General features: G+C 62.8%; 28 protein-coding genes. 9 read left to right on the top strand and 19 right to left on the bottom strand.

The genetic code is table 11. The features are described 5' to 3' along the window. Window positions 1–30: 30 nt before the first annotated feature. Window positions 31–507: an SsrA-binding protein SmpB gene (smpB, locus tag HOY44_RS07945; protein WP_040885747.1), complete on the top strand. Its 477-nt coding sequence runs from the start codon at window positions 31–33 to the stop codon at window positions 505–507. Here the strand turns inward: smpB and HOY44_RS07950 are convergent, their stop codons facing one another. Both HOY44_RS07950 and HOY44_RS07955 read right to left on the bottom strand, forming a co-directional pair. After that, the gene (locus HOY44_RS07950) at window positions 508–981 is read right to left on the bottom strand and encodes a GyrI-like domain-containing protein (RefSeq protein WP_287434110.1); all 474 of its coding nucleotides are present in this window, start codon (window positions 979–981) and stop codon (window positions 508–510) included. Window positions 982–1,031: 50 nt separating this feature from the next. After that, the gene (locus HOY44_RS07955; protein WP_287434111.1) at window positions 1,032–1,397 is read right to left on the bottom strand and encodes a VOC family protein; all 366 of its coding nucleotides are present in this window, start codon (window positions 1,395–1,397) and stop codon (window positions 1,032–1,034) included. 168 nt (window positions 1,398–1,565) lie between these two features. Between HOY44_RS07955 and HOY44_RS07960 the strand changes: the two genes are divergently transcribed. Together HOY44_RS07960 and HOY44_RS07965 are read left to right on the top strand one after the other, a co-directional pair. Next, complete coding sequence (locus HOY44_RS07960) at window positions 1,566–2,324, top strand: electron transfer flavoprotein subunit beta/FixA family protein (protein ID WP_008333406.1); 759 nt, start codon at window positions 1,566–1,568, stop codon at window positions 2,322–2,324. Beyond that, entirely contained in the window at window positions 2,324–3,250 is a 927-nt protein-coding gene (locus tag HOY44_RS07965; RefSeq protein WP_138422019.1) for an electron transfer flavoprotein subunit alpha/FixB family protein, read from the top strand. The genes HOY44_RS07960 and HOY44_RS07965 overlap by 1 nt, the downstream gene beginning before the upstream one ends. A gap of 94 nt (window positions 3,251–3,344) precedes the next feature. Here the strand turns inward: HOY44_RS07965 and HOY44_RS07970 are convergent, their stop codons facing one another. Beyond that, window positions 3,345–4,172 carry a DUF6473 family protein gene (locus HOY44_RS07970; RefSeq protein WP_287434115.1) on the bottom strand — a complete coding sequence of 276 codons (828 nt, stop codon included), beginning with the start codon at window positions 4,170–4,172 and terminating at the stop codon, window positions 3,345–3,347. A 172-nt stretch (window positions 4,173–4,344) separates the two neighbouring features. Between HOY44_RS07970 and HOY44_RS07975 the strand changes: the two genes are divergently transcribed. After that, a complete protein-coding gene (locus HOY44_RS07975; RefSeq protein WP_040885048.1) occupies window positions 4,345–5,220 on the top strand; it encodes a 3-hydroxybutyryl-CoA dehydrogenase in 876 nt (291 codons plus the stop codon). A 35-nt stretch (window positions 5,221–5,255) separates the two neighbouring features. On the opposite strand, the gene HOY44_RS07980 is transcribed toward HOY44_RS07975, so the two are convergent. Genes HOY44_RS07980 through HOY44_RS08010 form a run of 7 tightly spaced genes read right to left on the bottom strand, consistent with a single transcriptional unit; the run spans window position 5,256 to window position 10,791 of the window. Beyond that, the gene (locus HOY44_RS07980) at window positions 5,256–6,194 is read right to left on the bottom strand and encodes a lysophospholipid acyltransferase family protein (RefSeq protein WP_287434116.1); all 939 of its coding nucleotides are present in this window, start codon (window positions 6,192–6,194) and stop codon (window positions 5,256–5,258) included. A 42-nt stretch (window positions 6,195–6,236) separates the two neighbouring features. Next, window positions 6,237–6,515, bottom strand: coding sequence for an HPr family phosphocarrier protein (locus HOY44_RS07985; RefSeq protein ID WP_008333394.1), 279 nt, complete (start codon window positions 6,513–6,515; stop codon window positions 6,237–6,239). Then, complete coding sequence (locus HOY44_RS07990) at window positions 6,512–6,919, bottom strand: PTS sugar transporter subunit IIA (protein ID WP_008333392.1); 408 nt, start codon at window positions 6,917–6,919, stop codon at window positions 6,512–6,514. Before HOY44_RS07990 ends, HOY44_RS07985 begins: the two co-directional genes overlap by 4 nt. 30 nt (window positions 6,920–6,949) lie before the next feature. Next, the gene (gene rapZ / locus HOY44_RS07995) at window positions 6,950–7,843 is read right to left on the bottom strand and encodes an RNase adapter RapZ (protein ID WP_287434120.1); all 894 of its coding nucleotides are present in this window, start codon (window positions 7,841–7,843) and stop codon (window positions 6,950–6,952) included. Then, window positions 7,840–8,283, bottom strand: a complete 444-nt coding sequence (locus tag HOY44_RS08000) for an HPr kinase/phosphorylase (RefSeq protein ID WP_287434121.1) — start codon at window positions 8,281–8,283, stop codon at window positions 7,840–7,842. The genes rapZ and HOY44_RS08000 overlap by 4 nt, the downstream gene beginning before the upstream one ends. Then, window positions 8,280–10,058, bottom strand: coding sequence for a sensor histidine kinase (locus HOY44_RS08005; protein WP_138422023.1), 1,779 nt, complete (start codon window positions 10,056–10,058; stop codon window positions 8,280–8,282). Before HOY44_RS08005 ends, HOY44_RS08000 begins: the two co-directional genes overlap by 4 nt. A gap of 31 nt (window positions 10,059–10,089) precedes the next feature. Continuing rightward, entirely contained in the window at window positions 10,090–10,791 is a 702-nt protein-coding gene (locus HOY44_RS08010; protein WP_008333383.1) for a response regulator transcription factor, read from the bottom strand. A 365-nt stretch (window positions 10,792–11,156) separates the two neighbouring features. Here HOY44_RS08010 and HOY44_RS08015 point away from each other — a divergent pair, with 365 nt between their 5' ends. From HOY44_RS08015 to HOY44_RS08025, 3 genes are all read left to right on the top strand, one after another. Continuing rightward, entirely contained in the window at window positions 11,157–12,755 is a 1,599-nt protein-coding gene (locus HOY44_RS08015; protein ID WP_287434123.1) for a phosphoenolpyruvate carboxykinase, read from the top strand. After that, window positions 12,755–13,321, top strand: a complete 567-nt coding sequence (locus tag HOY44_RS08020; RefSeq protein WP_287434125.1) for a DUF3859 domain-containing protein — start codon at window positions 12,755–12,757, stop codon at window positions 13,319–13,321. Before HOY44_RS08015 ends, HOY44_RS08020 begins: the two co-directional genes overlap by 1 nt. 145 nt (window positions 13,322–13,466) lie before the next feature. Beyond that, window positions 13,467–14,270: an FkbM family methyltransferase gene (locus tag HOY44_RS08025; RefSeq protein WP_287434127.1), complete on the top strand. Its 804-nt coding sequence runs from the start codon at window positions 13,467–13,469 to the stop codon at window positions 14,268–14,270. A 9-nt stretch (window positions 14,271–14,279) separates the two neighbouring features. On the opposite strand, the gene HOY44_RS08030 is transcribed toward HOY44_RS08025, so the two are convergent. Then, window positions 14,280–15,056, bottom strand: a complete 777-nt coding sequence (locus HOY44_RS08030) for a sulfite exporter TauE/SafE family protein (RefSeq protein ID WP_287434129.1) — start codon at window positions 15,054–15,056, stop codon at window positions 14,280–14,282. 145 nt (window positions 15,057–15,201) lie between these two features. On the opposite strand from HOY44_RS08030, the gene HOY44_RS08035 reads away from it, so the two are divergent. Continuing rightward, a complete protein-coding gene (locus HOY44_RS08035) occupies window positions 15,202–16,875 on the top strand; it encodes an acyl-CoA dehydrogenase family protein (RefSeq protein ID WP_287434131.1) in 1,674 nt (557 codons plus the stop codon). Window positions 16,876–16,946: 71 nt separating this feature from the next. Next, window positions 16,947–17,330, top strand: coding sequence for a nuclear transport factor 2 family protein (locus HOY44_RS08040; RefSeq protein WP_287434133.1), 384 nt, complete (start codon window positions 16,947–16,949; stop codon window positions 17,328–17,330). On the opposite strand, the gene HOY44_RS08045 is transcribed toward HOY44_RS08040, so the two are convergent. The 8 genes from HOY44_RS08045 to urtB all read right to left on the bottom strand — a co-directional run bounded on the left by HOY44_RS08045 (window position 17,327) and on the right by urtB (window position 25,333). Then, complete coding sequence (locus tag HOY44_RS08045) at window positions 17,327–17,494, bottom strand: hypothetical protein (protein ID WP_287434135.1); 168 nt, start codon at window positions 17,492–17,494, stop codon at window positions 17,327–17,329. The two genes, HOY44_RS08040 and HOY44_RS08045, sit on opposite strands and share 4 nt — an antisense overlap. A gap of 32 nt (window positions 17,495–17,526) precedes the next feature. Next, window positions 17,527–18,837 carry a type IV secretory system conjugative DNA transfer family protein gene (locus HOY44_RS08050; RefSeq protein ID WP_287434137.1) on the bottom strand — a complete coding sequence of 437 codons (1,311 nt, stop codon included), beginning with the start codon at window positions 18,835–18,837 and terminating at the stop codon, window positions 17,527–17,529. A 433-nt stretch (window positions 18,838–19,270) separates the two neighbouring features. Next, the gene (locus HOY44_RS08055; protein WP_287434139.1) at window positions 19,271–19,894 is read right to left on the bottom strand and encodes a DUF924 family protein; all 624 of its coding nucleotides are present in this window, start codon (window positions 19,892–19,894) and stop codon (window positions 19,271–19,273) included. After that, the gene (locus HOY44_RS08060) at window positions 19,891–20,532 is read right to left on the bottom strand and encodes an O-methyltransferase (protein ID WP_287434141.1); all 642 of its coding nucleotides are present in this window, start codon (window positions 20,530–20,532) and stop codon (window positions 19,891–19,893) included. Before HOY44_RS08060 ends, HOY44_RS08055 begins: the two co-directional genes overlap by 4 nt. 58 nt (window positions 20,533–20,590) lie before the next feature. Next, window positions 20,591–21,286: an urea ABC transporter ATP-binding subunit UrtE gene (urtE, locus tag HOY44_RS08065; RefSeq protein WP_287434143.1), complete on the bottom strand. Its 696-nt coding sequence runs from the start codon at window positions 21,284–21,286 to the stop codon at window positions 20,591–20,593. A gap of 2 nt (window positions 21,287–21,288) precedes the next feature. Then, window positions 21,289–22,029: an urea ABC transporter ATP-binding protein UrtD gene (gene urtD / locus HOY44_RS08070; RefSeq protein WP_287434145.1), complete on the bottom strand. Its 741-nt coding sequence runs from the start codon at window positions 22,027–22,029 to the stop codon at window positions 21,289–21,291. Further along, window positions 22,026–23,255, bottom strand: coding sequence for an urea ABC transporter permease subunit UrtC (gene urtC, locus HOY44_RS08075; protein ID WP_287434147.1), 1,230 nt, complete (start codon window positions 23,253–23,255; stop codon window positions 22,026–22,028). The genes urtD and urtC overlap by 4 nt, the downstream gene beginning before the upstream one ends. A gap of 98 nt (window positions 23,256–23,353) precedes the next feature. Then, window positions 23,354–25,333 carry an urea ABC transporter permease subunit UrtB gene (urtB, locus tag HOY44_RS08080; protein ID WP_287434148.1) on the bottom strand — a complete coding sequence of 660 codons (1,980 nt, stop codon included), beginning with the start codon at window positions 25,331–25,333 and terminating at the stop codon, window positions 23,354–23,356. Between the last annotated feature and the right edge of the window lie 43 nt (window positions 25,334–25,376).

Below are 25,376 nucleotides of genomic sequence, written 5' to 3' on the forward strand. Positions count from 1 at the left end.
AGGCGAGGCGCGCCCGCCTACATGGGGTCGATGGCCAAGACCGATGAAAACAAGAACTACAAGGTGATCGCCGAGAACCGGCGGGCGCGTTTCGACTATGCGATCGAGGACGATCTCGAAGTCGGCATCGTGCTGGAAGGGTCCGAGGTGAAAAGCCTGCGGGTGAACTCCGCCAACATCGCCGAAAGCTATGCGGCGGTGGAGGACGGAGAGCTGTGGCTGGTCAACGGCTATATCGCGCCCTACGAGCAGGCCAAGACCTTTGGCCACGAAGAGCGTCGGCGGCGCAAGCTGCTGTGTTCAAAAAAGGAATTGGCGCGCCTTTGGAACGACACCCAACGCAAGGGCATGACGATCGTGCCACTGGTGCTTTACTTCAACCATCGCGGCATCGCGAAGATGAAGGTCGGCATCGCGAAGGGTAAGAAGGTCCACGACAAGCGCGCGGATACCGCCAAAAAGGACTGGAATCGCCAGAAACAGCGCCTGCTGAAACAGCAGGGCTGATTACTTCGGCGCGACCGGCACCCAGATCTCGTAAAGCATCTTGCCGTCTTCCGGACTGTCGTCGTCCGGGTAGCATTCGAACACCGCACCCTCACGCTGCACGAAATCCGACTGCGGCAACCACTCGGCAAAGACGGCGTCGAAGCGCGCGGGCAGTTCGGCAATCGGCGTGCGCTGCGAGAAGACGGCGTATTCGCCATCGACGAGGTGCAGTTCACACGCGCCTTCGGGCAGGTCTTCGGCCTCTTCGACCTCGATCCCCACGCCATAGCGGAACGAACCATCCGGCTTTGCGCCCATCGAAATCCCGTACAGCACGTCCGAGACGCGATGCTTGATCCCGTCCCGAATGGCGAAGAACTGTTCGTAGAGTTTCGGGATCTCGCCCCGGGTATCCAACGAATAGTCACCGACCAGACCGATAATCAGTTTGGCACGCGATTCGACGATGGCGGCATTCGGCAATGTGACCATGGGCACCTCCTGACGCGGACGGTAGCGCGGCTGTTGCCGAACCTAAACCCCTAGCCGGCGGGTTCCCACAACTCGATGGGATTGCCTTCCGGATCGTGCACGCGCGCGAAACGACCGATGCCGTCCATCGCCTGTTCGTGGCTGACCTCGATGCCCGCGCCGCGCAACTGCGCGAGCATCGCATCCAGATCGGCCACGCGGAAATTCAGCATGAATTGCTGGCTGTCGCGGCCGAAGTAATCGGTGTCGGCGGCGAAAGGTGCGAACACGGTCGGGCCCGCCTCCTGCATCCACGGCATTCCATCGGCATCCTGCGGCACGAGGTTCACGCCAAGCATGTCGCGATACCAGTTCGCCAGCGCGGCCGGATCGTTCGACCGGAAGAACACGCCTCCGATTCCCGTGACCTTCTCCATGTTTGCGCTCCCATGCCGATTTGACGTCACGCCACCGTATCACAATTCCCCGAAACGCGGCGTCGCAGCGCAACTTTTGGTCGCTTTGGCATTGTGACGCCCCCGACATTCTCGCTACACCATGCCCCAGACAACTGCCCCGGTGGGGCGCAACGGGAGAGAACGCTCATGAAGGTGCTTGTGCCTGTGAAGCGCGTGATCGACTACAACGTGAAGGCGAAGGTTAAGTCCGACGGCTCCGGTGTCGATCTTGCGAATGTTAAGATGTCGATGAACCCCTTCGACGAGATTGCGGTGGAAGAGGCGATCCGGCTGAAGGAAGCGGGCAAGGCCGAGGAAGTGGTCGCGGTTTCGATCGGCGTGAAACAGGCGCAGGAAACGCTGCGCACGGCGCTGGCGATGGGGGCTGACCGCGCGATCCTCGTGGTGGCGGCCGACGACGTTCACACCGATATCGAGCCGCTGGCGGTCGCCAAGATCCTGAAGGCGATCGTGGACGAAGAGCAGCCCAAGCTGGTCATCGCCGGCAAGCAGGCGATCGACAACGACATGAACGCGACCGGCCAGATGCTGGCCGCCCTGCTCGGCTGGGGTCAGGCGACCTTCGCCTCGGAGCTCGACATTGACGGCGACGCGGCCACCGTGACGCGCGAAGTCGATGGCGGTCTTCAGACGATCAAGGTGGGCCTGCCCGCCATCGTCACCGCCGACCTGCGCCTCAATGAGCCGCGCTATGCGTCGCTGCCCAACATCATGAAGGCCAAGAAGAAGCCCTTGGACGAAAAGACCGCCGCCGATTACGGCGTCGACGTCGCGCCCCGCCTCGAGGTGGTCAAGACCGCCGAGCCGCCGGTGCGGTCGGCGGGCATCAAGGTCGAGAGCGTCGATGAGCTCGTGTCGAAACTCAAAGAGAAGGGGGTCGTGTGATGGCCGTTCTGCTTCTTGCCGAAGTCAACTCCGGCGAACTCGCGCTGGACGCCACCGCGAAAGCCGTCACCGCCGCCAAGGCGCTTGGCGATGTGACCGTGCTCTGCGCGGGCGCCTCGGCTGCGGCCGCTGGTGAGGCCGCGTCCAAGATCGACGGTGTGGCCAAGGTGTTGGTCGCGGAAGGCGACAGCCTCGGCCACCGCCTTGCCGAAGCGACCGCGGACCTCATCGTCTCGCTCGCCGGGGATTACTCGCACATCTGCGCGCCCGCGACGACGGACGCGAAGAACATCATGCCGCGCGTGGCCGCGCTTCTGGATGTGATGGTGATCTCGGATGCCTCCGCCGTTGTGGATGCCGATACGTTCGAACGCCCGGTCTATGCCGGGAACGCGATCCAGACCGTAAAGTCGAAAGATGAAAAGAAGGTTATCACCTTCCGGACCTCGACCTTCGACGCGGCCGGAGACGGCGGTTCGGCGAGTGTCGAGACCATCGGCGCGCCGGATGCCTCGGGCAAATCCGAATGGGTCGAGGACAAGGTGGCCGAAAGCGACCGCCCGGAACTGACCTCGGCGGGCATCGTCGTGTCGGGCGGCCGCGGCGTCGGCTCGGAAGAGGACTTCGCGCTAATCGAAAAGCTGGCCGACAAGCTGGGCGCCGCCGTCGGCGCCTCCCGCGCCGCGGTCGACTCGGGCTTCGCCCCGAACGACTGGCAGGTGGGCCAGACCGGCAAGGTCGTCGCGCCGGAACTCTACGTCGCCGTCGGCATCTCGGGCGCCATTCAGCACCTCGCGGGCATGAAGGACTCCAAGGTCATCGTCGCGATCAACAAGGACGAAGAGGCCCCGATCTTCCAGGTCGCCGACTACGGCCTCGTCGCCGACCTCTTCACCGCCGTCCCGGAGCTGATCGAAAAGCTCTGAGCCGGGAAGGCGTTCTTGCGCCGTCCACACAGGGCGCGCAGGCAACATGCACAACGAAAAGGCCCGCCGGTTCGGCGGGCCTTTTTTGATTGGATCAGAGCAATCGCCGGAGCGACGCATCCAGCGCGGCGGCCGCCCTTGCATGTGCGACGGTGCCCAACATGCCGCGCGCCACGGGTTCCTCGAACTCGTTGAAGGCAAGGCCCGCGAACCCGTCGACGATTTCTTCCGGTGTCACCACGACCTCGACGATCTCCTCGACGAACGGGGCCACCGCGTCCAGCATGTCGCTGTCGACGAAGAGCGGGTCAGCCCCGTCCGCAGTGTCAGTCTCGGCCCGGTCCGGCGCATGGCTCGAAAGCCATAGAAGCACCACTCGGCTGTCGATCCGCGACACCAACGTCTTCATCCGCGCGACCCACGCCTCGCGCAATTCCTGCTCGACCATGGCGAACTTTTCCGCCGAGGTCGCGCGAAGTGCCGTGAGCAGATGGCGCGTGAAGTTGAACTCGGTGAAATCGACCTCGCGGTAGATCGTTTTCAGCAGGTTCGAGGCCCGCAGGAACCTGTCGTTGCGCCGGGGATGCACCGCGTAGAACCGGTTCGACATGTTCTGTACACCGGTAACCTGCACGACCGTCACCTCGGCCTTGGAACAGATGTCCACGACCGTCCGGTCCTGTGAAAACACGTCGATCCCTGCATTGACGCAGCCAAGGTTGACCACCGGCATGTCGAGCACGCTTTCCGTCAGCGCCGGAAACGGCGTCTCGACGAATTTTCCGTAGGTCTCGGTCCCTCCGATCATCGCGACGTAAGGCGCGGTCAACTTGCGCTTCGGCCCCCGGAACAACAGTTTGGATTTCCCGTACCGGCACGGGACATAGTCAAGGGCACTCTCGCCCAGGTTTTCATAGGCCATTCCACCCACTCCATTTTTTCACCCGACAGACAATCTGTCAGGGACTCGTTGCCAAACACTTAAAGACAGCCGGGCCGGGAGGGGTCTTTTCTGGCGGCACGGTTAACGGCTGGGTCTTGCCCCCTGAACCCGCCCGCGCCTATGGTCCGTCAGACAAGTGGAAGGGTCGCAAATGGCAATCAAGACGGTGGGCGTGGTCGGCGCAGGGCAGATGGGCAATGGCATCGCGCATGTGATGGCGCTGGCCGGGTACGACGTTCTGCTTACGGACATCAGCCAGGATGCGCTCGACGCCGCGCTCGACACCGTGCGAAAGAACCTCGAGCGTCAGGTGTCGCGCGACAAGATTTCGCAGTCGGACGCGGACGCCGCGATGGCCCGCATCAAGACGACGCTGACGCTGACCGACCTTGGCCCCTCCGACCTGATTATCGAGGCGGCGACCGAGCGTGAAACGGTCAAACAGGCGATCTTCGAGGATCTGCTGCCGCATCTCGGACCCGAGACGATCCTGACGTCGAACACCTCGTCGATCTCGATCACGCGCCTCGCCTCGCGCACCGACCGGCCGGAAAAGTTCATGGGGTTCCACTTCATGAACCCGGTGCCGGTCATGCAGCTCGTAGAACTCATCCGCGGGATCGCCACCGATCAGGCGACTTTCGAAGCCTGTCAGGAGGTGGTCGAGAACCTTGGCAAGACCGCCGCGAGCGCCGAGGATTTCCCGGCCTTCATCGTGAACCGCATCCTGATGCCGATGATCAACGAGGCGGTCTATACGCTTTACGAAGGCGTCGGTTCGGTGAAGTCGATCGACCAGTCGATGAAGCTTGGCGCAAATCACCCGATGGGGCCGTTGGAACTGGCCGACTTTATCGGTCTCGACACCTGTCTGGCGATCATGAACGTGCTGCATGACGGGCTGGCGGACACCAAATACCGCCCCTGCCCGCTCCTGACGAAATACGTCGAGGCCGGTTGGCTCGGGCGTAAGACCGGGCGCGGGTTCTACGACTATCGCGGCGACGTGCCGGTCCCGACGCGCTGACCAAGGCGGCGTTCAGGCCGCGCGCGCCCTGAACCTCAGGATTTCAAAGACAGCGTATGCTCGCGCAGCCACTTGATGAACTCGCGCGGGCTCGTCCATTTCTCGTCGACCTCATCCGGCGTGATCGCCTTGCCGATCGTCGGCGCATGGGGCTGATTGCAGGCCCGGACGATCTCATGGATCAAGAGCCCCTGCCGCATCGTCGCGGACACCTTGTTCGCGATGTTGTAGGCGCGGGTGTTGCGGCCATGGAACTTGATCGGAACGACCGTCGCGCCCGTCTTGCGGATCAACTGCGCCGTGAACAAGTTCCACTCCGCCTCGACGGGCGGGCCCCACCACGTTTCCGACGCCGCGACGACACCTGACGGAAACACCGCGATGACACCGCCGGACTTCAGCCGTTCCAGCGCCTGCGCCCGCATTTCCTTGCCCTTTTCCTGCGCGTCCGGGTCATGCGGAAACGGAACCGGGATCAGGAAGGACGACGCGACTTCGTCAAGCCCGGTCAGGACCGAGCGCGTCAGGATCTGAAAGTCCGGCCGCACGCGCGAAATCATGTCGCCCAGCACCATACCATCGACAAGACCATGCGTATGGTTGGCCACGACGACCACGGGGCCCTCTTTCGGGATGTTCAGGTATTGCTCTTTCGGCGTGTTGACGTCGATCCCCATCGCCTTCATCGCGCCGGACCAGAAGTCGATACCGGTCGGCGCGCCGAGCTTTTCGAACTTGTTGATCATGTGGAAGATCATCAGCTTGCCGGTCAGCATCTCCATCCAGCGGATGAGACGCGCCTGAACCTTGTTGTCGAAGGTGTCGGCGTAGCTGAGGTCGCGCTTGGTATAGGTGTGCCCAAGGGCAGGCTTTTCAGGCGAATACTGCTCACCCTGCTTGGCCGCATCAGTCCGATCGGATGCGGCACGGCGGGCCGCCCGGGCCCGCGCAACGGTGTTTACAGATTGATCCAAACGGGATGCCCCCTTTGTTCTCGACTCGCGCAAGACGTGTTTCTACATGCCTTCGCCGAATTTGTCAGCCACGAGCGCATCGAGCGCCTCCATAAGCGCCTCGGCCTGTGGCCCCGAGGTCTCGACCTCGATCTCGCTCCCCCGCGACGCGGCGAGCATGAGCAGACCCATGATCGAGTCGCCCTCGGCCTCCATCCCGTCCTTGGAGACGCGGGCGCGCGCATCGTGGTTTTCGACGACATCGACGAATTTCGCGGATGCGCGGGCATGTAGGCCCTTTTCGTTCACGATCTTCATCTTGCGTGCGAGCGACGTGCTCATGGATGCGTGTCCTCCGCCTGCACGCCGTCGATGGCGTCAATGTACTTGCGACCGGCGGCCAATGCTGCCCGTGTCGCCTCCTCCACCGTTCCGTGGCGGGTTTTCGCCAGTTTGACAAGCATGGGGAGGTTCGCGCCGTACAGGATCTTGCGGTTGCGTCCCGCACAGGCCGGCAACGACAGGTTCGACGGCGACCCACCGAACATATCCACGACAACGATCACGCCATCGCCGTGGTCGACCGCATCGGCGGCGGCCATGATCTCGGCCCGCTTGCGACCACGGTCGCAATCCGCGGCGATTCTTATCGCCCGCACGGCCTCAAGTTTACCGACGACGTGTTCGACCGCAGACAGGTATTCACCGGCAAGGCCGCCATGCGCAACGATCACGATTCCGATCACGCGATGAACCTCGAGTTCTGATCCCTTGCCCTATGCGCCACCGCCCCCCTGACGCTCGAGCTCCCGGTGCCTAATTGACACTTGCCAGCCCTTGTCTGCAAGGGCCTTGGCCATTCTTTCCGCAAGGGTAACCGAACGGTGACGCCCGCCGGTGCATCCGAACCCGATCGCGAGGTGAGATTTCCCCTCGTCCCGGTAGGCCGGAAGCAGGAATTCGATCAGGTCGCGAGTCTTGTCGAAGAACGGCGCGTACCTTTCGTCGGCGGTCACATAGTCGACGACACCCTCGGATTGGCCGGTGAGACCCCGAAGGGTCGGGTCCCAATGCGGATTGCGCAGAAAACGGACGTCGAACACGAGGTCCAGACCGCGCGGAACCCCGCGTTTGTAGGAAAAGCTCTGCACCGACACCGAGAGGTTCGCGTCCTCGCCCGCCTCGAACACCGCAAGCAGCTCGGATTTCAGGTCGTGCGGAGACATTTCGGACGTGTCGATCAGCACGTCGGCCCGTATGCGGATCGGTTGCAGCAGGTCGATTTCCTTGGCGATCCCGGCCTCCGGCGTCTCGTTCGGCGACACCGGGTGGCGCCGTCGGGTTTCCGAATAGCGGTTCACCAGAACATCGGGGCGGCAATCCAAATAAAGAACCTGGATCCGGTCCGACCAGCCCGCCTCGCCCGCGTCGATCAGGTCGAGAATGGCATGGGTCGAAAAATCGCGGTTCCGAACGTCGATGCCGAGTGCGATAGGATGCTCGGGGGCCGCGCCGGTGAACAGGCGCGGGATCATGCTGATGGGCAGGTTGTCGATGATCTCGTATCCGAGGTCTTCGAACACCCTGAGTGCCGTCGTCCGCCCGGCACCGGATGGCCCGGTGACGAGCACGACACGGGGCGAAACCTCGCCTGGACCCTGATCGCTCATTGAACCAACCCACCTTTCATCAGGGCCATGATGGATGCGGCGAAGTGCGGGGTGTCAACCCGCGACACCGTGACGATCCGTGATCCCAGAAGCTCGGTGCGTCGCGGCGCCGGCAGGCGCGCGGTCTCGGTGTGCGACAGATCGACGATCAGGGAAATCGGCGCACTGAGTGCGTGCGGGACGGTGACAAGACCGATGCCGCGCGCTTCGATGACGCCGGTCATCCGGCCTGTGCCCTGCGCGACGGGCCACCCGCCTTCATCCGAACTCACGCGGGTCAGGTCGTCCGAGATCAACACCGCGCCATAGGCGATCAGGTCGAGCGCCAGTCCCGATTTGCCGCTGCCGGACGGGCCGGTGATGAGAACAGCCTTGCCGTCGACCGCGACGGAGGTGGCGTGAAGGATGTCTTTGGATTGGCGCGGAGGCGCCGGGGTCAAACCGGCAGACCGACGACGAAGCGTGCGCCCAGCGGTTCCGAGGTGATGTCGGCATCGGTCGGGCGGATGTTCTCGGCCCAGATCACGCCGCCATGAGCCTCGACGATTTGCTTGGAGATCGCCAGACCGAGGCCGGAGTTGTTGCCGAACTGGCCCTCGGGGCGTTCGGAGTAGAAGCGGTTGAAGATCTTGGTCAGGGCCTCTTCCGGGATGCCCGGGCCTGTATCCTCGACCACCACCAGAACGCGATTGTCGCGGTGGCGCGCCCAGACGCGGATCGCGTCGCCTTCTTCACAGAACGACAGCGCGTTGGTGATGAGGTTGACGAAGACCTGTGCGAGCCGCGCTTCGAGGCCGTGGATCACGATGCTTTCCGACGGCAGATCGGAAATGAAGTCGACGCCTTTCCCCTCCGCCTCGTTGCCGAGGTATTCGGTCAGGTTGCGGATCATCTTGATGAGGTCGAACGGCTCTTCCTCTTCCTTCACGAGCTCCGAGTCGAGCCGCGAGGCGTTGGAAATGTCGGACACCAGCCGGTCGAGCCGGCGCACGTCGTGATCGATCACGTCCAGCAGGCGTTCACGCTGTTCGTCCTTGCGGGCGAGCCGCAGGGTGCCGACGGCGGAGCGGAGCGAGGCGAGCGGGTTCTTGATCTCATGCGCCACGTCGGCCGCGAACTGCTCGTTCGCGTCGATCCGGTCGTAAAGTGCCGAGACCATGCCGCGCAACGCCTTGGACAGGCGGCCGATTTCGTCCGGTCGCCCCGACAGGTCGGGAATACGCACCCGGCCTGCGTTCACGGCGGCCTGAGCATTCTTGTCGCGCCCGATCTCGGCGGCGGCGGCCAGATCGGCCAGCGGATTCGCGATGGTCGAAGCAAGGACCAGCGAGAGGCCGATCGACACGAGGATGGCGATCACGAACATCTGGAGCACCTGCTCGCGTTCCGCCCGCACCAGCGCGTCCAGTTCCCCGCCCACGGATGTCAGCGCAACCGCGCCACGCACCGCGCCGTCGACGGTAATCGGCGTGACGACCGTGAATCGGGTCGCCCCGCTCGCGTCCTGCCCGCCCTTGATCCGCGTGTTGCCGTTGTAGACGTCCGGCAGCAATTCCTTCGCGAGCGCCACGCTGTCCACCGGCATCGGTGGCTCGGTCGATTGCGCGGCGATCAGGCCCGCAACGGCCTCCCACACCTTCGAGAGGAAATCGGTGATGATCGTGGATCGTTCGTCGCTTTCCAGCCCGACGACCGCCGGGCGGTCGGTCCGTGGAATGCCTTCGTTCGTGCCCAGCACCTCACCCGCGGCATCGAAGACGACGATGTCGCCGCTGTCGTAGATATTGGTTTCGGCCAGAATGTCCCGCACAAGCTCGGGCGTGAGGCCGCCATCGGCTTCGGGCTGGGTGTCGGGCGCATCGGTCGCATCGGGGGATGTGCCCGGATCGCTCGGCGCGATGCCCACGGACTGCTGAACGACGAACACCTCGGCCAGAAGCTCGGCCGTGCTGACCAAGGCCCGTTCCCGCTGCGCGACGAGGCTGTCGCGCACCGGGTTGAGGTACAGAACCCCGGCCACGAGAACGACGAGGCCGAGCAGGTTGAACGTGATGATCTTGCGGGCGAGCGGTGAACGATTGACGGAAATCGCCTTCCGCCGGCGGCGGGAGTCGCGCAATTCGACGTCGACCGAAGACTGGGGATCGACCCAGTCTTCGCCCAGCACCACGTCAGCGCCGTCAGATACGGTGTCGGTGTCACGCACCAAGTTCACTCCGCTCGGGCGGTTGCCCCCCGCCTAGCCATCATTCTTCGTTGTAACGATACCCAATGCCGTACAACGTCTCAATTGCAGAGAACTCGTCATCCACAGTCCGCATCTTCTTGCGCAGCCGCTTGATGTGGCTGTCGATGGTGCGGTCGTCCACGTAAACCTGATCGTCATAGGCCACGTCCATCAGCTGATCGCGGCTTTTCACGAAGCCCGGACGCTGTGCAAGTGCCTGAAGCAAAAGGAACTCGGTGACGGTCAGAGACACGTCCTTGCCCTTCCACGTCACGGCATGGCGCAGCGGGTCCATCGACAGATTGCCGCGCTGCATGACCTTGTTTTCTTCGGTGTCGGGCATGACCACGCCCTCGATCGCCTCCTGACGGCGCAGGAGCGCGCGGATGCGTTCGACGAGAAGACGCTGCGAGAACGGCTTCTTCACGTAATCGTCGGCCCCCATGCGCAGACCGAGCACTTCGTCGATTTCGTCGTCCTTGGAGGTGAGGAAGATCACCGGCATGTTCGTTTTCTGGCGCACCCGCTGAAGCAGGTCCATGCCATCCATGCGCGGCATCTTGATGTCGAACACGGCCATGTCCGGAAGCGCCTTGTTGAAGGCGTCGAGCGCCTGCTGACCGTCATTATACGTTTCAACCTCGAAGCCTTCGGCCTCAAGTGTAATGGAAACCGACGTCAGGATATTCCTGTCGTCGTCCACCAGGGCAATCTTCGACATTTGAGATGTCCTTGTTCTGCTCGTTTCTGCCAATTTTTTGCACTCATAGAATCCACTTTCTCGTGCAGAATCAACTCCCAAGTGCGAATCGGCCACCGGAATGCGTCTATTCAGCACCAATAGGGGTTAATTTTGGCTGATTTGTGGCGGGTCCGGAGACGGTTCCACTGGTGGTTGCGCAAACAGCCGCATTGCTTGCGCTAACGCGACAAAGCGCCCTGTTCCTACACGAAAACTGCATGTTATAGCCGCTCCACACGCTGCTGCACCGGCACCGTGGTGGAGGCTCTTTTTCCCGTTAGGCGTATGGGCCCCCTAGCACTATCATAAAGGCCGGCGGTGGGCCGGTAACAGGAGCACACGAGATGACCATTGGACGGGTGAACCCTTCGTACCGTTTGGAGGAGCAAGGCATCACGGGGCTTGGCAACGTCTATTACAACCTCATCGAGCCCTCGCTGATCGAAGAAGCACTGAAGCGTGGCGAAGGCCACCTCGGCAAAGGCGGCACGATGTTGGTCGAGACCGGCAAGCACACAGGTCGTTCACCCAAGGACAAGTTCGTGGTCCGCACCCCGGACGTCGAGGATTCGATCTGGTGGGAGAACAACAAGCCGATGGACCCGGCCAAGTTCGACGTGCTCTACGCCGACATGATCGAGCACATGAAGGGCCGCGACTATTTCGTGCAGGACCTGTTCGGTGGCGCGGACCCCGCGAACCGTCTGGACGTGCGCCTCGTGACCGAGCTTGCCTGGCACAACCTGTTCATCCGCCACATGCTGCGCCGCCCGGAACGCGACGAGCTGGATGATTTCGTGCCCGAGTTCACGATCATCAACTGCCCGTCGTTCAAGGCGGATGCCGACAAACACGGCTGCCGGTCGGAAACCGTCATCGCGCTGAACTTCGCCAAGAAGATCATCCTGATCGGCGGCACCGAATACGCGGGCGAGAACAAGAAGTCGGTCTTCACGCTTCTCAACTACATCCTGCCCGGCAAGGGCATCATGGCGATGCATTGCTCGGCCAACCACGCACCGGGCAACCCGGTCGACACCGCGATCTTCTTCGGTCTCTCGGGCACCGGCAAGACGACCCTGTCCGCCGACGAGACCCGCGTACTGATCGGCGACGACGAACACGGCTGGTCGGATCGCGGCACCTTCAACTTCGAAGGTGGCTGCTATGCCAAGACGATCAACCTGTCCGCCGAGGCCGAGCCGGAGATCTACGCGACCTGCTCGATGTTCGGCACCGTGATCGAGAACATGGTCTACGACGAGGACACCAAGGAACTCGACTTCGAGGACAACTCGATCACCGACAACATGCGCTGCGCCTACCCGCTGCACTACATCTCGAACGCGTCGAATTCGTCGCTGGGCGGGCATCCCAAGAACATCATCATGCTCACCTGCGACGCTTACGGTGTGCTGCCGCCGATCGCGCGGCTGACCCCGGCGCAGGCGATGTATCACTTCCTGTCGGGCTTCACCTCGAAGACGCCGGGCACCGAAGTGGGCGTGACCGAGCCGATCCCGACCTTCTCGACCTGTTTCGGCGCGCCGTTCATGCCGCGTCGTCCCGAGGAATACGGCAAGCTGCTTCAGGACAAGATCGCCAAGCACGGCGCGACCTGCTGGCTCGTCAACACCGGCTGGACCGGCGGCGCCTATGGCGTTGGTTCGCGCATGCCGATCAAGGCGACCCGCACGCTGCTCGCGACGGCGCTGGATGGCTCGCTGTCGGACGCCGAATACCGCAAAGACCCGAACTTCGGGTTCGAGGTGCCGAAATACGTCGACGGCGTCGCCGAGGTTCTGCTCGACCCGCGCCGCACGTGGGACGACAAGAACTCCTACGACGCGCAGGCCGAGAAACTGGTCAAGATGTTCGCCGAGAACTTCGAACAGTACCTCGAATACATCGACGACGACGTCAAAGCCGCCGCCATCGGCTGATGCTGACCGGTGCAACCAGATCTGTCGGACGCCTCGCCCTCACCGGCGGGGCGTTCGCGCTTCTGGCCCATGCCGCTTGGGCCGAAAACGCCCGCGTCGTGAAAGACCCGATGATCTTCGTGGAGGCCGGCATCTTCTGCCCCCGCGAAGCCTCGGGCCGCGAAGAGGCGCCGGGAACGGAACGCGGCTACATCGACCTGATCGACGGCGAACTGACCGCCGACTTTCACACCACGATCATCCCAGGCGAACTGGGCATCGGCTTCGGCGTGAGGTTCCAGTTGCAAGAGGGGATGGGCGCGCGCACCGCCTATATCGTCACCGAGCACCCGCCGTTCGGCTCCCCGCCGGTGACGGTGGAGCGATACGCGACGACCGTCTATGACGACAGCGCGAACGCGTCGCTGTTCACCTTCGATTTCCCGTACGAGGTCGCCATCGGCACCTGGACCATCGGGGTCGAAATCGACGGCGAAATGGTGCTGTCGCAGGAATTCACCATCGTCCCGCCGGAAGACAGCTTCATCAGCGCCGATATGTGCCGTGGCCCGGCTTTGATGAGCTGAACGGATAGGCGAACCAGCCATCACTCGCGCTTCGGATACTCACTTTTTGGCAGGCCGAATCCTCTAGGTCATTTTGGCGTATCGTTTGACATCCAAACCACGTCATTGTCTCTGAGGTACATTCAAGAAGATTGGACGAAGTGACGTGAAAGCATTCCTGAAGAAACTCATTCGCAGTTCAGGCTACATTATCGTTCGCGCGCCGAAGGGCTCGACCGGCGCGTCCCCGACTAAAGGCAATGACGGCGAGTACCGGATCGAATTCATCCGCCACGATTTCGAAGGCAACACGTATTTGGTGCCTCGCTATGCCGCACATCGCAGCGCGGCACGGGCGATCCTTGCAGACACCTACTACGAACCGGATACGCACCGCGCGGTTCGCGAGGTGTTGTCGCGCTTTCCCGGTGCGATGGTACATGCGGGCACGTTTTTCGGCGACATGCTTCCCTCGTTTTCTGCCAAGGCGCAGCGCGTATATGCTTTTGAACCCGCATTGGAAAACTTCGTGCTCGCGAACCTGTGCAAGGACGCGAACGACCTGCAAAACGTCGTCCTCTTCAACGCCGCTCTGACGGAAGAGGTGACTTCGGTTCGCATCAACACCTCCGCCCCCGATGGCGAACACTTCGGCGGAGGCTCTCGCGTTGCCGAAAGCGGGCACCTGATGACCGGGCTTTCGATCGACAGCTTGGGTCTTTCGGACCTGTCGATCATCCAGCTTGACGTCGAACGGCATGAGCTGTCTGCCCTGAAAGGGGCGGAACAGACAATCCGCACGCAAAGGCCGCTGGTGATGATCGAAGATAACCTCGCTGAATGCGACGCATTTCTCGGCGGGCTTGGATACACGAAGATCGCGGATCTGAAGGGCCTTGGCTGCTGGGCTTCGTCTGACCGCTCCGGGGATTTCGATTTCCTCAAGGAACTCGAAGCATCCGCAGACTAGCCAATCCGATCAACCGAACAGCCCTCGGCGGATCAGGTTCAATCCGGCGACGACCAGCACGAACAACATCGCCCGCCGGAAAGTCGCCTGCGGCATCCGGTCATGCAGCTTGAAGCCGATCCACATGCCGATCAGTGCAGGCCCGACCGATGCAATCGACAGCGGGAGGGTCGAGGGGTTCAGCACGCCCGACCGAAGATGTGCGAGCAGCAGGGCGATCGACCCGATGCCGTATATCACCCCCTGCACCCGCATCGCGGCCGATTTGGGTGCATCGGTGGCCGTCAGATACATCACCGTCGGCGGCCCCCAGATGCCGGACATACCGCCAAGAAAGCCCGCAAATCCCCCCATCAAAGCCTCGTCACGGGTCCGGTTTTCGGGATCGAGGCGGAGCGCGAAGCCCGCGAGTTGCAGAACGGCGAACGCGACCAGCGGCACGCCGATCACGAGGAACAGGGCCTTGGAGGAAATCACGCCGACAAGCTGCGCCGACAGGACCAGCAGGATCAGCATCGCGATCAGGAACACGCGATAATCCTTCACCGATTGCCAAGCTGCGGCCCATCCGCCGCGTGAGGCCTGCCGGATATTCGTGACGAGCGTGGGCACGATCAGCGCGGCCAACGCCGTTTCGGGCGGCAGGATGGACCCTAACCCGGAAATCATGATCATCGGCATGGCGAAGCCGACCGCGCCTTTCACGAAGCCCGCGAACAGGATGATGAGCGTCGCCGCGATCAGGGTCGTCGTGGCCATGTCTGAGAACACACCGAACAGGTCCATGCCTCCTCCTACGCTGGTTCCCGGCCACATGCAGCCCAATTCATCCGCGACATTTTCATACCATTGGACAAGCGTTCGCGAATTAATGTTGCGCTGCACCTGCAAACTACATATCACCGACGAGATAGATTCACCGGAGACTGACATGCCCAAGGACGCCGCCATGACAAAGCCGCTGCTGGACGATCTTCTGACCCTGACCGGCGAGGCGCTCGCCCCGGTCGAGGGCGTTCTGGAGGCCGCGACCGCCAAGGTGCGCGAGACGGTTTCGCAGGACGGCAAGGTGTCGGCGGCTCGGCTTGAGGAACACCAGTTCGCCGCCCATGCACTCGCGTGGCTCGCCACCTATGTCGAGGCGCTGCGCCAGACCCGCGCTTGGGCCGTCAAACTGGATCGCGAGGGACGGCTCGGCGAAATGGAGCAACTTCTGCTTCAGATCGCTTTCGGAGAATACCTCTGGCAGATTCAGGGCGGCATCCCGATGAGCCAGAACGAAACCGCCAAGCTGATCGACATGGGCCTCGCCCCGCAGGACATCGGTGCGATGATGCAGCCCGCCGTCATGACGCTGGTGGCTGCGGGCAATACGCAGGCCGCGCGGATGCGGCTTGTCGAACTGATGCAGGACAACGCCGGCCACGCGACCTTCGGCGCTTCGGGGCTGGTCGAAGAGCTTGAGATGATCCGGGAGCAGTTCCGCCGCTACGCGGATGAAAAAGTCGTGCCGCACGCGCATGAGTGGCACCTGAAGGACGATCTGATCCCGATGGAGGTGATCGAGGAACTGGCCGAAATGGGCGTCTTCGGCCTGACCATCCCGGAAAACCTCGGCGGCCTCGGCCTGTCCAAGGCCTCGATGGTCGTCGTGTCCGAAGAACTTTCGCGCGGCTACATCGGTGTCGGCTCATTGGGCACCCGGTCCGAGATCGCGGCGGAACTCATCCTCGCGGGCGGAACGGACGAGCAGAAATCGATATGGCTTCCCAAGATCGCCTCGGGCGAGGTGTTGCCGACCGCCGTGTTCACCGAGCCCAACACCGGATCGGACCTCGGCAGCCTGCGTACGCGGGCGGTCAAGGACGGCGACACCTACACCGTGACCGGGAACAAGACGTGGATCACCCATGCTGCACGGGCGAGCGTCATGACGCTTCTGGCCCGCACCGATCCATCGACCGACAACTACAAGGGTCTGTCGATGTTCCTGGCAGAGAAAGAGCCGGGCACGGACGAAAACCCCTTCCCGACCGAGGGCATGACCGGCGGCGAGATCGAGGTGCTGGGCTACCGCGGCATGAAGGAATACGAACTGGGCTTCGACGGGTTCAAGGTGCCCGCCGCCAACCTTCTGGGTGGCTCAGAGGGTCAGGGCTTCAAGCAACTCATGCAGACGTTCGAATCCGCCCGCATCCAGACCGCAGCGCGCGCCATCGGCGTGGCGCAATCGGCGCTGGAAGTGGGCATGCAATATGCCATCGACCGCAAACAGTTCGGCAAGTCGCTCATCAACTTCCCCCGCGTGGCCGGCAAGCTCGCCATGATGGCGGTCGAGATCATGGTGGCGCGTCAGCTGACCTATTTCTCGGCATGGGAAAAGGACAACGACCGCCGCTGCGACCTCGAGGCCGGGATGGCAAAGCTGCTGGGTGCCCGCGTGGCTTGGGCCTGTGCCGACAACGCGCTTCAGATTCACGGTGGCAACGGTTTTGCGCTGGAATACCAGATCAGCCGCATCCTCTGCGACGCGCGCATCCTGAATATCTTCGAGGGTGCCGCCGAAATTCAGGCACAGGTCATCGCAAGACGGCTTCTTGGATAACACCATGGCAAGGCACCTTCTGGGCTGACCCCGGAAACGTGCTAGGGTCGGGCAGACCCGGAGGAGCCGATATGCCCGACCTCGCCACGAACAAGCGCAACGTCATGGAGTTCTACGCCATGATGTTCAACGATTGCCGCCCCCGCGAGGCGATCGAGCGATACGTCGGCGCGGAATACATCCAGCACAATCCCCACGTCGCGACCGGCAAGGACGGTTTCATCGCCTATTTCGAACGCATGGCGCGTGACTATCCGGGAAAGGAAGTCGTGTTCAAAGGCGTCTGGGCCGAGGGCGACCGGGTGATCCTGCATTGCCACCAGATCTGGCCCGAAGGCCTCGAATACGCCGGGATCGACATCTTCCGGCTCGACGAACACGGAAAGATCGTCGAGCACTGGGATGTGCTTCAGGTCCTGCCCAGCGAGAGCGCGAACCCGAACGGGATGTTCTAATCCGCGCCGCCCGGCGTCATCTCGATCCCGATGTAGTAGGGCCAGAGCAATAGGGCGAGGATGCCCTTGAAGAAGCCGAGATGCAGGAAGCCGAGGGTGAACAGCCACCCCGCGAACCACAGTATCCCGAGCGAGCTTTGAACGATCACCTTGTCTTTCGCCATGACGTCCCCCGTGTTGCCACGGCCCCATCGTATCACCCGAACAGCCGTAACTGTTCGCCCGAATTGTCGCAGGGCGGACCATAGGTCGGATTCGGATCGAACCGGCCCGCGAACGCCTTGTCGCCGAGGTAATCGAGCTTTCTCAACCGGCGCGTCGGCACACCGGCGTCCTTGACCATCACCTGCCCGCGCGTCAGCGCATGAACCGCCTCGGCGGTGACGTCTCCGAAACCGAATTCGGCCAAAACGCGGGAGGCGGCCATATTGTTCGGCGATCCCATCGTCATCAGCGCCATGTTCTCGAGAAACACCTTGTGGCCCTCACCATAGGCCCGTTCGAGTTGCGACAGGCTCTGCACCAGCATGGCGACGCGGATTCCATAGCCACGCCCCAGCGTCACGGCCGTCTCCAAACTGGCCAACTTGCCGAGTTGTGCAGCCTCGTCGACAAGGAACAGGGTCGGATGGTGCGGGCGCGTGATCCGGCGCATCAGCCGCTGCATGATCGCGGTCAGGATGATCCGAACGAAGCCGGAATGTGAGGACAGGCGGTCGGGCCGCAGAACGATATAGACCGTAACGGGCCGCCCTTCGATCAAGCGGTCCACCGCGCCGGTATCGCCCGCGAAACTGTGCTGCACGCCGGGGCTCGCCAGCATCCGCAACTGCTGCGCCACGACCGCCGCGATGCAGGCGCGCGTGGTTTCGTTCGTGGAAAGGAATTGCCCGATAAAGGCGCTGGCCAGCGGTGGCAGGTCGCCGTTCAGGTCGAGCATTTCGGCAAGCTCGTACATCCGGTTCTCGGTGTGGAACTTCTCATGAATCTCGTGAAAATACGCCGCGTCCTTGCCGCTTTTCTTGGCAAGATGGACGACAGCCGCCATCAGCCCGGCGATCACGTTCTGCGCGCTGTCGTCCCAGAATCGGTCCTTGTCGATTGTCTGGTTGTTGAACAGATCCGACAGGGTGAAGATGTCGTCGGCATAATCCGGGTCATCGGTGTCCAGATGGGCGAGCGGGTTGAAGGTGTCGCCGCCTCGCGAGACGGTCTTGAAAGGGTCGATGACAAGCACCTCGCCGATCTGGCGGCGGTAGCGTGCCGTGACCTGCGCAATCTCGCCCTTCACGTCCACGACCACGGCGGAACCGGGGCAGTCGAGCAGTTGGGGAATGACGAAGCCACGGGTCTTTCCCGCGCCCGTCGGGGCGGCGCAAAGCCAATGGCTTTCGCCGTTGTTCGCACGCACGGGCGCATCGGTCTTGCGCTGCGATTTGGCAGCCGGGCGAAAGCCGATCCGGCGGGCGTTTTCGGTGGCGTCGGGCCAGCCGAGGATGAGCGTCATGTGAGTGGGTCCCCCAGTGCTTTGGCAACGGCGTTCCATGCGCCCCAAAGGCGGCCCCCGGCCGTCACCGGTCCTTGGCAGGCGCAGAAATAACGCATTGAAAAAGCGATAATTTTCGCTTCTTCAATCACGCCTCGCCGCGTCTGCCGTGTGATGTTGTTTGATGGCTGCTCCCAGCCGTAGGCCACTCTGGACCACCAGACTCGCACGCGTCTAGCGTCAATTTTCGGGGTATATGCGGAAGCGGAACACGCCCCCGACTACCTTTCGGAAATGTCTGCGAAACTTGCCGGACCGCGGCAGGCGCACAAATTTTCATCGCACCCGGCAACCGGGTTTCGGCGGCCAAGCTCACACGCAGAACTGGCAGGAGGTCGTCACTCGAGAGGGGCTTGGCGGGTCGGGTCCGCGCTTGTCGTGACCGCGATTCGGATCACACGTCGATAGCGTGCTGGTGCGGGAACGTCCCGTCCGCGATATAGGCAGCCTCGTCCGGTGTGCTCTCACGCCCGAGGACGTCGTTTCTATGCGGGTGGCGTCCGAACCTGTCGATCACGGCGCGGTGACGCCGCGATTGCGCCAGACAGAACGCGTAGGCGGGCTTCAGCACCTCTGGCGCCATGTCGAGCGTTTCAAGCGCGAGACGTTCGTTCAACGCCGCACGTCCCGCGTGATCCGGCCCCTCGGCATGGACGAGCGGAAGCGCGAACAGTGTCCGCTCCCACGGATGTTCCAGTGCGGCGAAATCCCCGTTGGCGATCCCGTCCTCGGCAAGCGCCAGCGCCATCGGGTCGGTCGCGTAGGCGCGCGGGTCGTCGCGGTAGAGAGAGCGCGGAAACTGGTCCAGCACGAGGATCAGAGCGAGCCGCCCCCGCGGTGTCGCGGCCCAATCATCGAGCGCCCCCTCGGCCGCATCCGGGACGAGATGGGCGAACCGATCCACGATGCCCGCATCTGCACCCCCACGCATCATCCAGCCCCAATAGTCCAGATGCCGGTCGAGGTCCGCATCCAGACCTTCCGGAAAGCAATAGGACAAAACCGCCTCGACGCTCATTGACCCACGTAACTCAACGCAAGATCGCCGATCACCGTGGTCATCATGCCGCTGTGCGGGCCACGCACGAAGACGAGGTAATCGGCGGCGGCCTCGTGGTCGATGTTGTCCGCGACGATCAGGCAACCGGGGGCAAGGCACGGGCGCAGAAGGTCGTGCACGGGAAGATACATGCTTTTCCAGCCGTCCAGAACCAGCATGTCGATCGGTCCTTCGACATCGGCTAGCGTTTCGCGCGCATCCCCTTCGAGAAGCGTGACGGTATCGGCCACACCCGCCTCGTCGAACGTCCGGCGCAGGGCCGCACATTTATCGGGGTGCACTTCGGTCGTCGTCAGCCGCCCACCCCGCCCCTCCAGCGCGGCGGCGAGGTATAGCGAACTCAACCCATAGGATGCCCCGAACTCAACGACGTTCATCGCCCCCTTCGCGCGGGCGAGAATATGCAGAAGCCGCCCTTCGTCGGGCGTGACGGCAAGGTAGAATTCCCCAAGCCGCACCAGATCGCCACCACCCGCCTTGAGCGTGGCTGGGTCGGTCGTGCCGACGCGCGCCTGCCAGCGCCCGGCATCTTCGGCAGCCTCGGCATGGAGCCGGTCGAGCACCTTTGCGATACGGGCGGGAATTGTCTGAACCATCTGGCGTCCTTTCGGCTTTCGCGAAGGTTAGCCATGGATCAGGCACAGTGAAAGGTCGTCAGACCGAAACACCCTTGAGAAGCTGTTCGCGCGTGACTTCGCCCTTCGGCCCCGCCAGCGTGACCGCACCGCGCCGCAGCACGACGAAGCGGTCGCCAAGGTCATGCGCGAAGTCGAAGAACTGCTCGACCAGCACGATGGCCATGTTGCCCTCGTCGCGCAGAAGTTTGATGACACGCCCGATCTGCTGGATGATGTTCGGCTGAATGCCCTCGGTCGGCTCGTCGAGAAGCAAAAGCTTCGGCTTGGTGATTAGTGCCCGCGCAATGGCAAGCTGTTGCTGCTGACCACCGGACAGGTCGCCGCCGCGCCGGTTCTGCATTTCTTTGAGCACCGGGAACAGCTCGAACATGGCCTCCGGCACCTCGTGCTCGCCTTTCGGAAGGCAGGCGAACGCGGTCTCCATATTCTCGCGCACGGTGAGGAGCGGGAAAATCTCGCGCCCCTGCGGCACCAGCGCGATGCCCTTCTGCGCCAGCACATGCGCGGGAAGAACACCAAGGCTCTCGCCGTCCAGCTCCATCGTTCCGCCCGAACGGTTGTGCCGCCCGCAGATCGCCCGGATGAGCGAAGTCTTCCCCACCCCGTTCGTGCCCATGACACAGGTGATCTGGCCGGTGGCCGCATCCATGTCGATCCCGTTCAGGATCTGGGAATGGCCGTAGTGGAGGGTGAAATCGCGGATCGTCAGCATGTTCAGCGCCCCAGATAAACGTCGATGACCTGCTGGTTCGCGGTCACATGATCCAATGACCCCTCGGCCAGAACCGAGCCTTCGTGCAGCACCGTCACCTTGCAGTTCAGACGCCGCACAAATTCCATGTCATGCTCGACCACAACGACGGCCCGAGTCTTAGCGGCTTCGACGAGGATGTCGGTCGTATGCTCGCGTTCCTCCGGGGTCATGCCGGCCGCCGGTTCATCGACCAGCAACAGCCGCGGCTCCTGCGCCAGCAGCATCCCGATTTCGAGCCATTGTTTCTGCCCGTGGCTGAGTTCGCCCGACTTGCGCTTCAACTCGTTCGACAGGCCGATCTCGGCGGCCAGATCCGACACCCGGTTCATGTCCGCATCCGTCGGCTTCCAGAACAGCACCGCAAAGGATTTGCGGTTGTTTTTCAGTGCCATCAGCAGGTTGTCCTCGACCGACTGATCCTCGAACACCGTTGGTTTCTGAAACTTCCGCCCGATGCCTTCCTGCGCGATCTTGGCCTCGTTCATGCCGACGAGGTTCTTGGACATCTCGCCCCACAACACCTTGCCCTCGTCCGGCTTGGTCTTGCCTGTCACGATGTCCATGAAGGTCGTCTTGCCCGCACCGTTCGGCCCGATGATCGCCCGCATTTCGGCAGGCCCGATCGAGAACGACAGATTGTTGATCGCGCGGAAGCCGTCAAAGGTGACGGAGATGCCGCTGACTTCAAGAAGCTGGCTCATTCGACCGCCTCCCGTTCCTGTAGCGATCCCTGATCCGGACCCAGATCCGCGCCGTGACGATCAGGATGTTTGCGGTCGGTGATCAGATCGAACAACCCGCCGATTCCCTTGGGCGCAAAGAGCGTGACGAGCACGAAAGAGAGACCGAGCAGAATGGTCCACCAGTCAACCCACTGGATTTCGTAGAACCCGAGGTTGATATCGGGGGCCTGACCGCCCGTGAAGAACGTCGAGACGAGCGACACGAACACCGCGCCGATGACCGCGCCGTAAAGCCGCCCGCGCCCGCCGATGGCGACCCAGACGGCCAGATAGATTGACGCGATCGGTGCGATTTCCGCCGGGTTGATGATGCCCGCCTGCGGGTAATAGAGCGCCCCGGCGATGCCCGCGATCATGGCCGTGACGGTGAAGAGGAACAGCTTGTAGCCCTCGACCGAGTAACCAAGGAACCGCACCCGCGCCTCGTTGTCACGAATGCCGCGAATGACGCTGCCGAATTTGCCCGACACGATCCAAGCCGCGAAGATGTAGCCGACCGCGAGGGCCAGCGCCGAGGCCCAGAAGAACCAGATCGACACGAAGTCCTGACTTGCGGTGACGCCCGGCAGGTTCTGAAGGCCGGACAACCCGTTGTTGCCGCGCAGCCCGCTGTCGTTCTGGAAAAGGTAAAGCGACAGGGCCAGCGTCATCGCCTGCGTCAGGATCGAAAGGTAAACGCCGGTGACGCGCGACCGGAACGCGAGCCAGCCGAAGACGAGCGCCAAAAGGCCGGGCACCAGAACGACAAGCGCAAGTTGCAGGAACAGGCTATCAGCGAACATCCAGATCAGCGGAAACTCGGACGAGCCGACGACGCCGAAAATCTGCGTGCCGATGCCGTCCACGATTTCCTGCTCGGTCGGCGGGATCGGGTTGCCCGCCATGGACCCCGCCACGATCTCTTTCGTGCGCTCGTACATGAGCCACATGCCGATCATATAGCCGCCCAGCCCGAAGAACGCGAAGTGGCCAAGCGACAGGATCCCCGCATACCCCCAGATCAGGTCCATCGCGACCGCGACGAGGGCAAGGCACAGCGTCTTGCCCAGCGTTTTGACGAACGAGGTCGAGATGACTCCGGCCCCGAAAGCTTCCGACATGAAGGTGATCGCGATGGTGAACACCGCAAGCACGGCGAGGAAGATCAGGATCGACGGGTTGCGACCGATGAAGGTGTTTTTCATTGGATCACCTCGGGTGTGGCTCTTCCGGCCCCTAGGGCCGTCATCGCCCGGCGAAGAAAGCCGGAACGGCTCGATGAGCGGCAGACATCAATCATGGCTCAATCCCCCGCCGCGCGGCCTTTGAGGGCGATGATGCCCCTTGGCCGGAACTGGATGAAGATGATGATGAAGATGATCATATAGGTCTGCGCCGCCAGCGTGTTGGACGGGTTGAACCACTCGATCCCCTTGTGCAGCGACCCGATCAGACCAGCGCCCAGAAGCGTGCCCCAGATGTTGCCGACGCCGCCGACCACAACGGTCATGAAGGACTGGACGATATAAGCCTGACCGATCTCGGACGTGACCTGCGCGTATAGCCCGATGGCCACGCCCGCGATGCCCGCGATGCCGGAGCCAAGACCGAAGGTCAGCATGTTCACGCGGCCCGGATTGATCCCCATCGCGCCCGCCATACCGGGGTTCTGCGTCACGGCGCGGGTCTCAAGCCCCAGCCGCGTGCGCTTCATGATGAACAGAAAGACGGCGAGGAAAATGAGCGCCAGCACGAAAATGGCGATCCGAACCGTCGAGATCGACACAACGTCATTCAGCACCCACGCTCCGCCCAGCCAGTCGGGCGAGGTGAGCGGGCGCGCCTGCGTGCCGAAGATGTTTTTGGCCAGCTGTTGCAACGCGATGGAAATTCCGAAGGTGGCGAGCAGGGTTTCCAGCGGACGGTTGTACAGCCAGCGGATGACCAGCCGTTCCATCGCCACACCTGCCGCAAAGGTCACGGCGAAGGCCAGCGGGATCGCCACGATGATCGAGGTCGTGTGGTTCGGGATGATCTGCTGCACCACATATCCGGTATAGGCGCCCATCATGATGAACTCGCCATGGGCCATGTTGATAACCCCCATGACGCCGAAGGTGATGGCAAGGCCGATGGCCGCAAGGAAATAGATCGACGCCAGAGACAGGGCGTCCAGCCCAAGGTCCAGAACCTGGTTCATGCCGACCTTGGTTTCGATCCGGCCCAGCGCGCGGTTCGCGGCGGCGGTGATGTCGGCGTTGGGCTCGGCATAGACGGACGCGAAGACCTTGGTGGCGATGGCGGCATCCACGTCCGCCTCGGTCGCGGCGGCGGGCACGGTTCCAGCGGCTTCCAGTGCCTCGAAGGCTGCAATGCGGCGCGCCGGATCGGACAGCTCCGCGACCGGGATACCGCCCACCTGACCGTCCATGATGTTCGCCTGAAGCACGCCGCGCAGCGCGTCATCCGTCAAAAGCGGCTCGCCGTCCGTCAGGGCATAGGCGTCTTCGCGGCTCAGATCATCTGTGCCGGGGCGCAGGATCTTGGCCACGTTCACGCTGTCCGGCACCTCGCCATCGAAGGCACGGGTGCGGGTCGCAACCAATGGGTTCAGAGCGGCGCGCACGTCGACGCCAAGATCGCCCGACATCGCCTCGATCGCCGCGATCCGCGCCTCAGGGTCGTCGCCGTAGGTGATCGTGATGAGCTTTTCGAGCCGCTCTTTGCGGGCGCGGATCGACGGATCATCTTCGGTTTCGATCGAGTCGCGCAGCGGGCCCAATAGGTCGGCATTCGCGTTCCGCTCAAGCGAATCCAGCGCCTCGCGTCGTTTCGCAGGATCGGGGTCGTTCAGTTGAAAGGTGACAAGAGCGGTCGCGATCAGCCCCCGGATGCCCGAATTCGGCTTGATCTGTTCGATGTCGTCCTTCGTGACCGTCGCGACGATGTCGCCAGTGTCGAAATCGGTCAGTTCGTAATCGCTGCCGGATTTCTCGACCTTGAAGAACAGACCGTCGGACACACGCTGCCACATATCGCGGTCCTGCCATGTGCCAAGGACGAAGGGAGCGCTGTCGAGGCCGGAGGTCGCCACGGCATCGATCGCAGGTTGGATCGTGCGGCGCGAGCTTTCGACGATGATCTCGGCGTTGTCCTGCAACACCTGCTGCATCGGGCCAAGGTCTGTTCCGGTTTCCGTGTCGCCGTTCGGAGTGTCCTGCGCGACGATCTGGGTTCCCAGACACACAAGCGCCAGCACGACCACCACAAGTCGCTTCAGCATCGACCTCACCTCGATGGGTTGTCGGGGCGGCGGGTCAGCCCGC

This window comes from Maritimibacter sp. (genome assembly GCF_016774595.1).
Classification (GTDB): Bacteria; Pseudomonadota; Alphaproteobacteria; order Rhodobacterales; family Rhodobacteraceae; genus Maritimibacter; species Maritimibacter alkaliphilus.

Excerpts from the sequence above, each read along its gene's own strand:
- HOY44_RS07960 (WP_008333406.1), top strand. The coding sequence starts at position 1,566 with ATGAAGGTGCTTGTGCCTGTGAAGCGCGTGATCGACTACAACGTGAAG.
- HOY44_RS07985 (WP_008333394.1), bottom strand. The coding sequence starts at position 6,515 with ATGAGCACGTCGCTCGCACGCAAGATGAAGATCGTGAACGAAAAGGGC.
- HOY44_RS08020 (WP_287434125.1), top strand. The coding sequence starts at position 12,755 with ATGCTGACCGGTGCAACCAGATCTGTCGGACGCCTCGCCCTCACCGGC.
- urtB (WP_287434148.1), bottom strand. The coding sequence starts at position 25,333 with ATGCTGAAGCGACTTGTGGTGGTCGTGCTGGCGCTTGTGTGTCTGGGA.
- HOY44_RS08055 (WP_287434139.1), bottom strand. The coding sequence starts at position 19,894 with ATGAGCGTCGAGGCGGTTTTGTCCTATTGCTTTCCGGAAGGTCTGGAT.
- HOY44_RS08030 (WP_287434129.1), bottom strand. The coding sequence starts at position 15,056 with ATGGACCTGTTCGGTGTGTTCTCAGACATGGCCACGACGACCCTGATC.
- rapZ (WP_287434120.1), bottom strand. The coding sequence starts at position 7,843 with ATGAGCGATCAGGGTCCAGGCGAGGTTTCGCCCCGTGTCGTGCTCGTC.
- HOY44_RS07970 (WP_287434115.1), bottom strand. The coding sequence starts at position 4,172 with ATGGCCTATGAAAACCTGGGCGAGAGTGCCCTTGACTATGTCCCGTGC.
- HOY44_RS07965 (WP_138422019.1), top strand. The coding sequence starts at position 2,324 with ATGGCCGTTCTGCTTCTTGCCGAAGTCAACTCCGGCGAACTCGCGCTG.
- HOY44_RS07950 (WP_287434110.1), bottom strand. The coding sequence starts at position 981 with ATGGTCACATTGCCGAATGCCGCCATCGTCGAATCGCGTGCCAAACTG.
- urtC (WP_287434147.1), bottom strand. The coding sequence starts at position 23,255 with ATGAAAAACACCTTCATCGGTCGCAACCCGTCGATCCTGATCTTCCTC.
- HOY44_RS08040 (WP_287434133.1), top strand. The coding sequence starts at position 16,947 with ATGCCCGACCTCGCCACGAACAAGCGCAACGTCATGGAGTTCTACGCC.
- HOY44_RS08035 (WP_287434131.1), top strand. The coding sequence starts at position 15,202 with ATGCCCAAGGACGCCGCCATGACAAAGCCGCTGCTGGACGATCTTCTG.
- HOY44_RS08060 (WP_287434141.1), bottom strand. The coding sequence starts at position 20,532 with ATGGTTCAGACAATTCCCGCCCGTATCGCAAAGGTGCTCGACCGGCTC.
- urtD (WP_287434145.1), bottom strand. The coding sequence starts at position 22,029 with ATGAGCCAGCTTCTTGAAGTCAGCGGCATCTCCGTCACCTTTGACGGC.
- HOY44_RS07955 (WP_287434111.1), bottom strand. The coding sequence starts at position 1,397 with ATGGAGAAGGTCACGGGAATCGGAGGCGTGTTCTTCCGGTCGAACGAT.
- HOY44_RS08050 (WP_287434137.1), bottom strand. The coding sequence starts at position 18,837 with ATGACGCTCATCCTCGGCTGGCCCGACGCCACCGAAAACGCCCGCCGG.
- HOY44_RS08045 (WP_287434135.1), bottom strand. The coding sequence starts at position 17,494 with ATGGCGAAAGACAAGGTGATCGTTCAAAGCTCGCTCGGGATACTGTGG.
- smpB (WP_040885747.1), top strand. The coding sequence starts at position 31 with ATGGCCAAGACCGATGAAAACAAGAACTACAAGGTGATCGCCGAGAAC.
- HOY44_RS08015 (WP_287434123.1), top strand. The coding sequence starts at position 11,157 with ATGACCATTGGACGGGTGAACCCTTCGTACCGTTTGGAGGAGCAAGGC.
- HOY44_RS07975 (WP_040885048.1), top strand. The coding sequence starts at position 4,345 with ATGGCAATCAAGACGGTGGGCGTGGTCGGCGCAGGGCAGATGGGCAAT.
- urtE (WP_287434143.1), bottom strand. The coding sequence starts at position 21,286 with ATGCTGACGATCCGCGATTTCACCCTCCACTACGGCCATTCCCAGATC.
- HOY44_RS08010 (WP_008333383.1), bottom strand. The coding sequence starts at position 10,791 with ATGTCGAAGATTGCCCTGGTGGACGACGACAGGAATATCCTGACGTCG.